Annotated in this window: 10 protein-coding genes; 3 read left to right on the top strand and 7 right to left on the bottom strand. The window is 46.6% G+C overall.

Annotated elements, in window-relative coordinates; translation table 11 throughout:
- The first annotated feature begins 74 nt into the window (after window positions 1-74).
- Window positions 75-1,601: a sigma-54 dependent transcriptional regulator gene (locus MMG82_RS13175; protein WP_047539254.1), complete on the top strand. Its 1,527-nt coding sequence runs from the start codon at window positions 75-77 to the stop codon at window positions 1,599-1,601.
- Window positions 1,602-1,691: 90 nt separating this feature from the next.
- Here the strand turns inward: MMG82_RS13175 and MMG82_RS13170 are convergent, their stop codons facing one another.
- Together MMG82_RS13170 and MMG82_RS13165 are read right to left on the bottom strand one after the other, a co-directional pair.
- Complete coding sequence (locus MMG82_RS13170) at window positions 1,692-2,861, bottom strand: porin (RefSeq protein ID WP_047539256.1); 1,170 nt, start codon at window positions 2,859-2,861, stop codon at window positions 1,692-1,694.
- A gap of 249 nt (window positions 2,862-3,110) precedes the next feature.
- Entirely contained in the window at window positions 3,111-5,237 is a 2,127-nt protein-coding gene (locus MMG82_RS13165) for a DNA topoisomerase III (protein ID WP_241406954.1), read from the bottom strand.
- A gap of 201 nt (window positions 5,238-5,438) precedes the next feature.
- Here MMG82_RS13165 and MMG82_RS13160 point away from each other — a divergent pair, with 201 nt between their 5' ends.
- Window positions 5,439-5,726, top strand: coding sequence for a hypothetical protein (locus tag MMG82_RS13160; RefSeq protein WP_037420093.1), 288 nt, complete (start codon window positions 5,439-5,441; stop codon window positions 5,724-5,726).
- A gap of 372 nt (window positions 5,727-6,098) precedes the next feature.
- The gene (locus MMG82_RS13155) at window positions 6,099-7,583 is read left to right on the top strand and encodes an alanine/glycine:cation symporter family protein (RefSeq protein WP_037430090.1); all 1,485 of its coding nucleotides are present in this window, start codon (window positions 6,099-6,101) and stop codon (window positions 7,581-7,583) included.
- A 113-nt stretch (window positions 7,584-7,696) separates the two neighbouring features.
- Here MMG82_RS13155 and purF read toward each other — a convergent pair whose 3' ends face one another.
- The 5 genes from purF to truA all read right to left on the bottom strand — a co-directional run bounded on the left by purF (window position 7,697) and on the right by truA (window position 12,951).
- Window positions 7,697-9,211: an amidophosphoribosyltransferase gene (gene purF, locus MMG82_RS13150; protein ID WP_037420099.1), complete on the bottom strand. Its 1,515-nt coding sequence runs from the start codon at window positions 9,209-9,211 to the stop codon at window positions 7,697-7,699.
- A 181-nt stretch (window positions 9,212-9,392) separates the two neighbouring features.
- Window positions 9,393-9,881: a CvpA family protein gene (locus tag MMG82_RS13145; RefSeq protein WP_011072963.1), complete on the bottom strand. Its 489-nt coding sequence runs from the start codon at window positions 9,879-9,881 to the stop codon at window positions 9,393-9,395.
- Window positions 9,882-9,991: 110 nt separating this feature from the next.
- Complete coding sequence (locus MMG82_RS13140) at window positions 9,992-10,822, bottom strand: SPOR domain-containing protein (RefSeq protein ID WP_047536581.1); 831 nt, start codon at window positions 10,820-10,822, stop codon at window positions 9,992-9,994.
- Window positions 10,815-12,113 (bottom strand): bifunctional tetrahydrofolate synthase/dihydrofolate synthase, encoded by a 1,299-nt coding sequence (folC, locus tag MMG82_RS13135; RefSeq protein ID WP_241406953.1) that lies wholly within the window; start codon window positions 12,111-12,113, stop codon window positions 10,815-10,817. The genes MMG82_RS13140 and folC overlap by 8 nt, the downstream gene beginning before the upstream one ends.
- 52 nt (window positions 12,114-12,165) lie before the next feature.
- On the bottom strand, window positions 12,166-12,951 hold the full coding sequence (gene truA / locus MMG82_RS13130) for a tRNA pseudouridine(38-40) synthase TruA (RefSeq protein ID WP_037420111.1): 786 nt from the start codon (window positions 12,949-12,951) through the stop codon (window positions 12,166-12,168).
- Window positions 12,952-12,960: the final 9 nt, after the last annotated feature.

The following is a 12,960-nucleotide window of genomic DNA, read 5'->3' as shown; positions in this document are numbered from 1 at the left end:
TTTGATTGCAGGCACAAAATCACGAAATATAAAGATCTACAATCACGATACTTAGTGATCAACTTGAAATATCAATGGAAAAACACTTTTATTACGAATCAACCCTAAGGCTCTGTAGTAGTCTGCAACTGGAGAAATCCCTACAGAGCTACTTTGAGTTTATTCGGGATGAACTGCCCATTGATGGGCTATTTGTGAACATTTTCCGCAAACAATTTAATGATATACAGTTTATTGCCCATGTAGATGACACCCAATGTTGTACGCTCGATAAGCGTGTCCAAATTCCTGAAAAAATGGCGCAATACTTAGAAGATCCCGAGCGACCAAGGGTTAGAATTGTTAATGATATTGAGCATGATCCTGTTACTGCATTAGTCGCACCTCAGGTGATTAAAGATATTCGGTCACTGATTATCCTGCGAATGTCGATAGAAAATACTCATCTTGGAATTGTTGGCTTTTACGCCAAAACGACAGGGGTATTTAGACCACGCCATGCCGACTTAATTGCGCCGCATATGCAGAACTTAGCGCTGATCACGGCGCTAAATTTAAGGGATCGAAACTTACTCAAAGAAAATGAAGCGCTCTCAAAACAAAACGTCAGTCTGCGCCGCACTTTAGATATTCAAAATGGCGTGGTTGGTGCCAATTCGGGCCTAAAACAGGTGATGCAGCAGGTGCAATCCATCGCCAAAATCAACACCACAGTGTTAATGCTGGGAGAAACCGGCTGCGGTAAGGAAGTCATCGCCAACGCCATTCACGAGCTGTCGGAACGTTCGGGTAAACCTTTTATCAAGGTTAACTGTGGCGCTATCCCTGATACCTTGATTGACTCCGAGCTTTTTGGTTATGAAAAAGGCGCATTTACAGGCGCCGATTCGCGCAAAATTGGTTACTTCGAACAAGCCAACGGCGGCACAATTTTCTTGGATGAGATTGGCGAGCTACCGCTTTCAGCCCAAGTTAGACTACTCAGGGTTCTACAAAATAGTTGTATCACCCGTGTTGGCGGCCACGATGCAGTGCAACTTGATATTCGTATTATCGCGGCGACCCACAGAAACCTTCAAGCTATGGTGCACAGAGAAGTGTTCCGTGAAGATCTCTGGTATCGACTGGCGATTTTCCCCATCGAGATCCCGTCACTCAAACAAAGACGCACAGATATTCCTCTGTTAGTGCAACATTTTGTCGAGCAGCTCAGTGCCAAGTTTAATTTGCCGCAGTTACCAAGGATTGCACCAGAACAGTTGAATATCCTCAATCAATATGGCTGGCCCGGCAATGTGCGAGAACTTATCAATGTGCTTGAGCGCGCCATGATCCAGCATCCTGCAGGTCCGCTTGACTTTCGTTTTCTGGTTCCACAACACTGTGAAGAAGTGAAAACCCCATCAAATCAAACCGTGATTATCGATCCAAGCCATGCTAGCGATAAGTTGGTACCGCTGGATGTGATGACCAAAAAATACATCAACCATGCCTTAAGGATCACGGGGGGTAAACTCTATGGCCCTGGCGGTGCCGCTGAATTGCTTGATATTAATGCCAATACCCTGCGCAGTAAAATGAAGAAGTTAGGGATTGTTTAACTCTTTGAGTAGAAATGGATAGTTATAATAAAGGCCACAATCTGTGGCCTTTGATTTATGCTGCCGAATTAGTCGCTCAAGTCATTGAACTTAGAAGAAATAACGAATACCAACGGCGTAGTTGTTATCTTGTAGGTCTTCGTAGGCTTTATCGTCCATATCGCTGAAATCGATTTTGGCTTCGGCATACATGATAGTGTCGCGGCTATAGCGATAATGCAGACCAAGCACAGCAAACTGACGGGTCCATTTACCTTGAATTGCCGTGTTTTCATCGGTATCCAAATCCTGGTAAGTCAGCAATAGGCTAGGTACGAATCCGTTGTCATAGTGGTAGGCGACGATAAATTCAGCACCAGTTGAGTCGTACAGTTCGCCCCCCAATAACTCGTTTTGCTCACTCTTATGGGCGTTAAAACCAACATACAATCCCTTAGCATCACAACCCGGTGCATATTGATAGAAACTGCCGTATTGTGCGCCGATACCGATGATTTGGTTGGTGTTATCCACGTCTTTACCCGCAAGATTGCCAGTGAAGTCGCCACGGTTAAAACCTGCTAACACCTTAAATTTATCAGTGAAATAGTAAGTCGCACTCGCACCATAGCTTGGGTCGAAGCTCAGCTCAGAACCATCGTTTAAGGCGTGACCCTGGTTGTCATAAATTGCTACATCGCTATTTTGCTTAGAAGCGTATTGCACCGCGATATGTAGATTGCCAAAAGTATTACGGTATTGCAGCGCCGCATCGGCACGTCCAGCCCCCGTTAACCCACCATCACCGAAGGTATAAGCACCGACCGACCAGCCAGTAAACGCATTGAGCACATCCGTGGTATAGGCAACATCGTAGTAAGCTCCCCACTGCTTACCAAAGCTGAGGGTGCCCCATTTGTCGTGCGACATGCCAACATAACCTAAGCGGTTAAATAGGAAATCTGAGGTTTTTGAAGCGGATAATTGGCCGCCACCTTGGCCTTGGGTATAAATTAGACCATCGTCGCTGGTGACCATATTAATACCCCATTCAGTATGGGCAAAGGAGCGCCAGCCGTTTTTCTCTTGGCGGTCAAAACGAAATCCCACCCGGGAAAAGTTATCGATAACTGAGGTTTCATGACCATCATTTAACGCCGCAAAGCCTAACCACCCCATCATATTGACGCTATTGGTTTGATCGTTATACAGCTCGACCGCATGAGTTGTACCTGTGAATAACATCGCGGGGATCATCACTGCAAGCAATTTCTTTTTCATATCATCTATACCTATTCATTCCGCTAAATCATAAATAATCTTATGATTTGATTGGCTTATTATATTCTCCGGCCAAGGCAAAGCAGTTAGCATGCCACGGCGCAGAAAAGCTGAGTTTCGAGGTATTTTTTAGAAGTGGATCGGCCAATCACGAAATAACGTGATTGGCGGTAATTAAATATCGCGGAATAAATTAAATATCGTTACCAAATCGCGAACATTAGCGACAGTTTGATTACATTTGTGTCATCAGGCTTGGGCGGTCGCTTTGCTCGTTCGCCGTCTAGGGACGGTCGGTTTAGCTGTTGTGGATGTGGAAGATGCTGCGGCTGAATTTCTAGCATTTCCTTTTTTAGCGCCCGTTCCGGCTTTTTTCCCGCCAGCAGCGCCTTTGTTTCCAGCTTTTTGATAGCCGGACTTTTTAGCTGCTCGCTTAAAACCCTGTCCTTTTAAGCCATTGAGGGCTGAGGGTAATTGGGCGCCCGCATTTTCGATTAAGTGATTTAGCGTCCCCAGCAGTGGCTGCATAAATCCTTGATAAGAGATTTCCTTATGGCAGATGCCATTTAGGCTTGCCTCCCACAGCGCCGTCATATCGGGTGTGGTGGCACTAAGGGGTAAGCTATTGATTAAACCTTTACCCACCTCTGTTGCCACAATTGACTTGCCCTGACGCTGAATAAAACCCCGTTTAAACAACAGCTCAATAATGCCTGCACGAGTGGCTTCCGTCCCTAAGCCATCGGTTTCCTTTAAAATTTTGCGGATCTCGGGGTCAGTCACATAACGATTAATCCCCGTCATGGCGCTCAACAAGGTCGCATCGGTAAAGGCTTTAGGTGGCTGAGTTTGCTTCTCGACCAATTCACCTTGGTTGCAGTGAAGGATTTGTCCTAGGGCTAAAGGCGGTAAAATGCCACAAAACACCTCATCTTCTGCATCCTTATCGATACTTTTATCATCAGTATTTTGAAGCGATTCTCGCCCCGTAGACTCTTTATGTTCATCAGCTTCCCGTGCAAACAGTTGTTTCCAACCTAGGGATTTATCCTGTCTAGCCTTCGTTTTAAAGAGACCACCTTCAATGGTCACTTCGACCGCAGTTTCACTGTAGCAATAGGCGGGGTAAAACTGCGCCAAATACTGGCGGGCAATATGTAGATAAAGCTGCCTTTCCCGCTGGCTTAAACTGCCTAAATTGGACTGTTTTTCCGTTGGAATAATAGCGTGGTGGACATCGACTTTTTTATCATCCCACGCCTTAGATTTAAGCCGAGGATTCGGCGCCTCAGCGTGTGCGACTAACTCGGGCGCCCCCCCCATAATGGCAGCTAATACACTGCTTGCTAGACCATGTTGCTCTGTAGGTAAATAGCGGCTGTCAGAGCGCGGGTAGGTAATCAGCTTATGGCGCTCATATAAACTCTGGCAGGTATCGAGCACGTCCTTAGCGCTCATCCCAAACCGCTTGGCTGCATCAATTTGCAGTGCCGATAAGCTGTAGGGTAATGGCGGATTCTGCTGTTTATCCTTAGTGCTTAACTGGGTCACTTTGGCGGGTTTATCGGTGATCCGACGCACCACATTTTGTGCTAAGCCCTTAGCAAGCACTCGCCCTTCTTCGTCCATATAAGGTAAACAGGCTTCACTGGGTTGCCACTTCGCAGTGAAAGATTGTTGTTTATCCGTTACTAAATGCGCTAAGACTTCATAAAAGGGTTTAGATTGAAATCGCGCGATTTCCTCATCGCGGCGCACGATAAGCCCAAGGAGCGGGGTTTGCACTCGACCGACGGATAGCACGCCCTGATAGCCGACCTTTTTCCCTTGGATGGTGTAGGCCCGTGTCATATTCATGCCATAGAGCCAATCGGCACGGCTCCGGGCAAGTGCAGAAGTAGATAAAGGAATAAACTCACGGTTACTACGAAGTTGCGACAAGGCACGTTTCACCGCCTGTGGGTTTAAGTCGCTGATAAGGAGTCGCTGCGTTTGCTGTAATTTATCACCCGTCACGCCTAAATAGGCGATTACTTCATCAACCAATAACTGCCCTTCACGATCGGGATCACCCGCATTCACTAAGGTATCGGCCTGTTTTACCAGCTTTTTAAGTACAGTGAGTTGGCTACGGGTCGCGGCCTTAGGTTTAAGCTGCCACTTCTCGGGCACTATGGGTAAATGCTCAAACTTCCACGATTTGAACTCGGGGTTATAGGCATCGGGCTCGGCCTGTTCAAGCAAATGCCCAACACACCAAGACACGCAGTTTCCTTGGGCGTCTTCAATAAACCCGTCACCTTTTTTGTGGGGTTTTGGTAGCACATCGGCGATGGCACGCCCAAGGCTTGGTTTTTCAGCAATATAGAGGATCATATCTACATTAAACACTGGATATAATTACAGTGTAATTTAGCCCAAAGCAGACAATAGTGCAAACAGCCTTCTTTAGCTCAAGAGCCAATTTAGCTCGTTAAGCTCTAACTGAACACTAAAGCTGTGTAAATTTAGTTGAGAATCATTCTCATCTAAATTTATTATTCCTTCCATCACTTAAAGAGGAATCAGGAAAAAGAGATGAATACACTGACCTTGCCCTATCATGCTAAACCCGCATTCAAACCAGCATTAGTATTAAGATTCAATCAATTAATGCTATTTCATAGCCTCTTATTACTGGCATTAAGTCTGCTTTGTGGGATGGGTCTTGAAACATTAAATCTTGAGGTTCCGTTCCTCTCTTGGGCTTTTATCCTGTTTCTACCTGTAGCTGTAAGTCTATCTTTGCTATTAAAACATCGCGTTAGCCGCCGTAGCCTGGCATGGCTCTTTGGACTGTGGATGCTGTTATGGCTGGTAATTTAAGCCAAGTTTTCTTTGCCTTGCACAAATACCGTCCCCGCTATCCACTGTGGCTGAGTTAATAGTCTCAATCAATTCGCCTTATCTCCCCCGCTTTTCTCAATGATTCAAGTTGCTAGATTACAAATCTCAATGCAGCAGAGATAACACGCTGCAAAATAAAGCTCCTCAGTAACCCCATCAAATAAAGAACGTTAAATTATCAAATATTTAACAACTTTAGCTATGAAGTAACTAAAAAAATCGTTATGTTGAAGCTCTTGGACGCACACACGCGTTTTAACCTTAGGCCTAATTGGCTGTTTAGTACCCAAAATCACCTAAAAAAATCTTAAAAACTCTGCAAAAAACAACAGAATATTGGAGTTGAATTATATGAATGAGATTGTTAATGCGGTCAACAATATCGTCTGGAGTCCCGCGCTCGTTTATCTTTGCCTCGGTGTAGGACTCTTTTTCTCCCTGCGCTCACGCTTTTTACAGTTACGTCATTTACCCGAAATGATCCGTCTAATGTTTGATGGCAAAAGCACCGATGCTGGCGTGTCTTCCTTCCAAGCTTTAGCCATGACCTTAGCCGGTCGTGTTGGTACTGGTAATATCGCTGGTGTTGCCACGGCGATTACCTTTGGTGGCCCTGGCGCTCTTTTTTGGATGTGGATGGTAGCGTTTCTGGGCGCAAGCTCAGCATTCGTTGAATCCACCTTAGGCCAAGTCTACAAAGAAAAAATCAACGGTGAGTACCGCGGCGGCCCCGCCTTTTATATTGAAAAAGGCTTAGGCATGAAGTGGTACGCTTGGACATTTGCCATTGCGACCATTTTTGCCTGCGGGATTTTACTGCCAGGGGTACAAGCCAACTCCATTGGTTCAAGCTTAAAAACCGCCTTCAATATTGACCCTAATGTCACAGCAGCCATTCTTGCGATGCTATTAGGTTTTATTATTTTTGGAGGGGTGAAACGGATTGCGCAGTTCGCCAGTACTGTAGTGCCTTTTATGGCGCTCGGCTATATCATTGTCGCCTGCGTGATTATCGCCCTTAACATTGGCCAGCTGCCCGATATTATTCTGTTGATCCTAAAAAGCGCCTTCGGACTCGATGCAGGCTTTGGTGCGATTTTAGGTCTTGCGATTATGTGGGGGGTAAAACGCGGTATTTACTCCAACGAAGCGGGTCAAGGTACTGGGCCGCACGCTTCTTCTGCCGCCGCAGTGAGTCATCCAGCCAAACAGGGGTTAGTGCAAGCCTTCTCAGTGTATGTTGATACCCTGTTCGTCTGCTCAGCCACTGGCTTTATGCTGCTGATCACAGGCCTGTATAATGTGCAGGGCCCTGATGGCGCAGCGCTTTATACCGGGATTGCGGGGATTGCGGCGGGCCCTGGTTATGTACAAACCGCAATGGAAAGCATGATGCCAGGCTTTGGTAATATGTTCGTCGCCGTTGCGCTATTCTTCTTCGCCTTCACCACCATTGTGGCCTACTACTATATTGCCGAAACAAACATCGCTTATATCAATCGCAAAGTGAATCGTCCTTGGCTTACAGTGGTACTGAAAGTCGTGCTCATGGCCTCCACAGTCTATGGCACAGTGAAAACCGCAGACTTGGCTTGGGGGATGGGTGATATTGGTGTGGGAATTATGGCGTGGTTAAACATTATTGCCATTATTCTCCTGCAAAAAATTGCCTTCACTTGTCTTAAAGATTATGAATCTCAACAAAAACAAGGTATTGAGCCACAGTTTGATCCTGAAAAACTCGGTATTCACCATGCGGACTATTGGGTTGAACGTAAAAATGCGCAGGATGAGCTAACACAGAGCCAATCCAACGAGAATCCAAAAATCTCCTAAGGCTTAAAATTCCAAACAAAAAGCCAGTGACTTATCACTGGCTTTTTATTGTGTATTTTAAAGTGTGCCGACGCTTAACGCCAAGCACACTCTTTCATCTTAAGCGTTTCGTCTTATGGATGGCAGACGTTGTGTAACTCAAGGTTAGTGCCAATATCCTTATTGCGGTCAGCTTTGGCATCATCGTTACGAAGCTGCGTTAAATGATCGAGATAGGACTGATCAACGTCGTTGGTGATGTAGTGACCATCAAATACTGACGTTTCGAAACGTTTGATCTCTGGGTTTTCCATTCTCACCGCTTCGACCAGATCCGGCAGATTTTGGAAGATAATGCCATCGGCGCCGATAAGCTTAGCAATTTCATCGGCATCACGACCGTGTGCGATAAGCTCATTCGAGGTTGGCATGTCGATACCGTACACGTTTGGGAAACGAATTTCCGGTGCAGCCGAAGCAAAGTACACTTTCTTCGCCCCTGCTTCACGGGCCATCTCAATGATTTGCTCTGAAGTAGTACCACGTACAATGGAGTCATCGACTAACAGGACATTCTTACCTTTAAACTCAGTGTTGATGGCATTGAGTTTACGGCGTACCGATTTTTTACGCTCTTGTTGGCCAGGCATAATAAAGGTACGGCCGATATAACGGTTTTTCACAAAACCTTGGCGGTAAGGTAAGTCCATGCAACGGGCGATTTCTAATGCGATATCGCATGAGGTTTCCGGAATTGGGATCACTACGTCAATATCATGGTCGTACCATTCTTTTTTGATCTTTTCACCGAGCTTGGCACCCATGTTCACGCGGCTGGCGTAAACCGAGACATTATCGATAGTCGAATCTGGACGCGCAAAATACACAAATTCGAAGATACAGGGCGAGTAGCTTGGCTCTTTTGCACATTGGCGAGTATAAAGATTACCGTCGAGGGAAATATAAATCGCTTCACCCGGCGCGACATCACGCATCACTTCAAAGCCGACAGCATCGAGTGCCACACTCTCAGAGGCAACCATATATTCAGTGCCAGTTGGGGTTTCGTGCTTACCCAGCACTAAGGGGCGAATGCCGAAAGGATCACGAAACGCCACTAAACCTTGGCCAACAATCAACGCCACAACGGCATAAGCGCCACGGGCTTGCTCATGCACTTTAGCGATAGTGTCAAACACTTCATCAGCCGTCAGTGCTAAGCTCGTGGTTTTTTGTAGCTCATCGGCGAGCAGGTTTAACAACACTTCGGAGTCGGATGTGGTATTCACATGGCGACGCTTTTTAATCAGGCCTTCGGCCAATTCAAGCGTGTTGGTTAAGTTACCGTTATGGGCTAATGAAATCCCAAATGGCGAGTTAACATAGAAAGGTTGCGCCTCTGACGCGCTGGAACTGCCAGCAGTAGGATAACGCACATGACCAATGCCCGCATTGCCCTGTAAGCGCTGCATGTGTTTGACTTCAAATACGTCTTTGACCAGACCATTGGCTTTACGTAGTCTGAAAGCACCACGATCAACGGTGACAATACCTGCCGCATCCTGACCTCTGTGTTGAAGCACAGTCAGTGCATCATAAATGGTCTGATTAACCGATGATTGGCCAACTATTCCGACGATACCACACATGGGTAAGCTTCCTCATTGTAAGATGTTCTATGCCCTTTCATGTGAAATATAAGTAAAACACGAAGTAACTCCCCAGCCATTTGACCAGCGACCTTCGCCTCGATTTGAGTCTGTACCAATAGCGCGACAGAGTTCAAAGCAGACTTATTTTTCATCACTTAGGATAAATTTATTGTCTTTTTTATAGTTTGGGTACAAAGCTGGAGGTGTTTTCCAAATAGTTAAAGAACCACTGGATGACAACGCCAAATTCGGGCACTAATACAGAATCCTTCCACCATTGGGCGTTAGGTGAGCCTGTAAAAGCATCCATAAAAAACAGCAGCGCGCTGACAATCAACGCGCCCCTAATAGCACCGAAACACAGACCTAAAAGTCTGTCAGTGCCAGATAATCCGGTTTTAACCACTAATTGCCCTATGATGTAATTGATAAGGGCACCGAGTATTAATGTGGTGATAAAAAGAATGGCTATAGAAACGCCATTGCGCAGCATCTCATCGTTCATTTGTGTCAGATGGATGGCGAGGTCTTGATAAAATTGACTGGCAACAAAGAAAGCAGCAAACCATACCACTAACGACATGGCTTCTTTGGCAAATCCACGGATCAGACTAATAAGAGTCGATAACCCGATAACGAAAATGATAGCGTAATCAATCCAAACCATTGAGATGGCTTTCCAGCATAGGCTTTAAGACGGCGCGATTCTACCAGAGACTGAAACGATTCTCACCCCTAGAGAGGTAAATAAATTATTTCAGCCTCGGCAGTTCTGCATTAAGATTCCAACGGATTAAAAGGCACAATCCGACCTTTTAAACGTGTCAGACTTTCAACTTCTTCTTGTATTTTCTTCAACTTAACTTCTGACACATCTGGCCCCACAAACACTTTCGTCAACACGCCATCCTTTGGTGTGTCTGGAATTGTGTACGCCTTGTAACCGCTTTTACGCAACTGCGCCACTAGCGCTTTCACATTGGCGGCATTACTAAATGCGCCCAGTTGCAGGGTAAGTCCGGGCTTTAATGAATCACGACTCACCACTTTTATGCCATCGTCTTTGGCAGGTTTTGCAGATTCAGTTTTCGCCGTTTCGGCCTTAGGCTTTTCAGCTTTTGCAACCGTGGTTGGTTTAACCTCTGGCTTTTTAGGTTCGGTTTTAGCTATCGCAGGCTTAGGTGCATCTTTTTTAGGTTCAGACTTTGCCGTTTCAGTTTTTGCCGTTTCCTTCAACTCAGCCTTGGCATCAGTTTGTACGGCCTGTGGCTTAAGTTGCTCCTTAGCCGCAGCTTGCACGGGTTCAGATGCAGATTCAGGTTTAGACTCTGGCTTAGCATCCGCGCCCACTGCCTGCGCTAATGTCGCCTCATCATTGGGAGAAGGCTCTTCTGGCATAACATCTTTGCCATCCACGTCTTGCGCAGATAGCACTTCAAACGTGTCATCGGCATTTTTATGCGCTATCGCGGTAGGACGTAAGGGAATTTCGGCAAATTGCTCCTCTTGCCGCTCCTTCTTACCGTCTAAAATATCCGGCAAAAAAATCACCCCGAGGGCGACCAGCACCACAGTGCCGACTAATCGATTATGAAACTGGCTAGACAAAACGGTTATCCTGCTTAAAGAGAGACTTAAAACCTGCCACAGTGTAAAAGGAGCCAAACACAATTACCACATCATCGGGTTGAATTTGCGCTTTTAATGCCGTCCAAGCCGTGGCGATATCCTCGAATTCGAGGGCCTTAGTGTCTTGCGCTAAGGTTTGACGTAGCAAGCTGGCATTAGCGCCACGCTCGCCCTGTAAACTCACTAAGTACCAAGTGTCGATTAAGGGCGAAACCACAGGTAATACGCCGCCAATATCCTTATCCTTTAGCATACCGCACAGGGCAAACACTCGCTTACCCGCGACGATGGGCGTGAGTTGCTTGACTAAAAACCTTGCAGCATGGGGATTATGAGCCACATCGAGTAAAATCAGCGGCTGTTCGCTGACTTGCTCCAAACGTCCAGTTAAACGGGCGCTGCTGATGCCTTTGGCAATAATATCGGCAGCAATATGTGGCCACCCCTGTTCGACAATGGCAATCACTGTCGCAGCATTGGGTAATGGCAATGTGGGGAGACTAAGCTGTGTTAATGTAAGTACTTGCCCTTGATAGTCCCAAGTGTTGCCATTTTGCTGATAGGTAAATTCTGTCCCGACTCGATACAACTTGGCGCCTAGGTGTTGGGCGACATCATTGACGGTATGGGGCAAGTTTGGCTCGCCGACAATGGCAGGTTTTCCTTGGCGAAAAATCCCCGCCTTTTCGCGGCCAACCAGCTCACGGGTATTACCCAAATACGCCTCATGGTCTAAATCAACCGAGGTCACGACGCTGATATCAGCATCAATCATGTTAGTGGCATCTAAACGGCCGCCAAGACCGACTTCTAAGATCACCACATCCAGCTTGGCCGCTTTAAATAGGATTAAGCCCGCCAAGGTGGCATATTCGAAAAAGGTCAGCGAAATCTCGCCACGTGCCGCTTCAATCTGTTCAAAAGCCGCTACAAAGGCGTCATCGCTGGCGTCCTGACCGTTGATGCGCACCCTTTCATTGTATTTGAGCATATGGGGCGAGCTGTAGACGCCCACCGTCAACCCTGATAAACGCAGGATGTTCTCTAGCATGGCGCAGGTCGTGCCTTTACCATTGGTGCCAGCAACAGTGACAATTTGACTTGGCCCTAAATCCAATACATTAAGGCGCTCGGCAACCTTAGAAACCCGAGTTAATCCCATGTCGATTTCGGTTGGGTGAATCGATAATAAATACGCGAGCCATTGATCCAGTGGCGCGTTTGCTCCTGGCGCAACTAAGGCTGTCAATTCACTTGGGGCTATGGTCATCGGTTATTTCCTTCCTTCGAAACGCATTTAAGCTCTGCCACTATAAAAGCCATTAATCCAACATAAACAATGGCCCAAGCGCTAACTTTGGCAATTGATATTGCTCCGGATATGTCACATCCACAAGATAAAGTCCGTTCGGTTTAGCCGTTGCCGCGGCTTGATTTCTATCTTTTAATGACAACAGATCCGCCATCCAAGTCAATGGCTGGTTGCCAAGCCCAATCTCCAGCAGCGAACCGACAATATTACGCACCATATGGTGCAAAAAGGCGTTGGCAGATATATCGACGATCACATACATGCCCTGACGCGTCACTTTAACGCTGTGCACATTGCGAAACGGGGTTTTAGATTGACATTGAATAGCACGAAAACTGGTAAAATCCTGCTCGCCGAGCAGCGCCTGCGCCGCAATATGCATTTTATCAACGTCGATATCACCATGATAATGGCTGACGCCGTGGCGTAGGATCCCTGGGCGAAGATTATGATTGTAAATCACATAGCGGTAACGTCTAGCCGTGGCCGAAAAGCGGGCATGGAAGCTCTCATCTACCTCTTTTACCCAGCGTACGGCAATATTATCGGGTAAATTGGCATTTACACCTAAGGTCCAGGCACCTTCGTTACGTACGGCGTTGGTATCAAAATGCACTACCTGCCCCGTTGCATGAACACCAGCATCGGTTCTTCCTGCACAAAACAAGCTAATGGGCTCGTTTGCCACCTTAGACAAGGCTTGTTCTAATTGCCCTTGTACTGAATCGACTTCGGCCTGACGCTGCCAACCAAAATAGCCACTGCCGTCATATTCAATACCTAATGCAATCCGCATCACACATCC

The sequence above is a fragment of the Shewanella sp. MM_2022_3 genome, from assembly GCF_022557375.1.
Classification (GTDB): Bacteria; Pseudomonadota; Gammaproteobacteria; order Enterobacterales; family Shewanellaceae; genus Shewanella; species Shewanella xiamenensis.
Note: the sequence above shows the minus strand (reverse complement) of the source record. Positions and strands in the feature narration are given on the sequence as shown.

Excerpts from the sequence above, each read along its gene's own strand:
- MMG82_RS13175 (WP_047539254.1), top strand. The coding sequence starts at position 75 with ATGGAAAAACACTTTTATTACGAATCAACCCTAAGGCTCTGTAGTAGT.
- MMG82_RS13170 (WP_047539256.1), bottom strand. The coding sequence starts at position 2,861 with ATGAAAAAGAAATTGCTTGCAGTGATGATCCCCGCGATGTTATTCACA.
- MMG82_RS13165 (WP_241406954.1), bottom strand. The coding sequence starts at position 5,237 with ATGATCCTCTATATTGCTGAAAAACCAAGCCTTGGGCGTGCCATCGCC.
- MMG82_RS13160 (WP_037420093.1), top strand. The coding sequence starts at position 5,439 with ATGAATACACTGACCTTGCCCTATCATGCTAAACCCGCATTCAAACCA.
- MMG82_RS13155 (WP_037430090.1), top strand. The coding sequence starts at position 6,099 with ATGAATGAGATTGTTAATGCGGTCAACAATATCGTCTGGAGTCCCGCG.
- purF (WP_037420099.1), bottom strand. The coding sequence starts at position 9,211 with ATGTGTGGTATCGTCGGAATAGTTGGCCAATCATCGGTTAATCAGACC.
- MMG82_RS13145 (WP_011072963.1), bottom strand. The coding sequence starts at position 9,881 with ATGGTTTGGATTGATTACGCTATCATTTTCGTTATCGGGTTATCGACT.
- folC (WP_241406953.1), bottom strand. The coding sequence starts at position 12,113 with ATGACCATAGCCCCAAGTGAATTGACAGCCTTAGTTGCGCCAGGAGCA.
- truA (WP_037420111.1), bottom strand. The coding sequence starts at position 12,951 with ATGCGGATTGCATTAGGTATTGAATATGACGGCAGTGGCTATTTTGGT.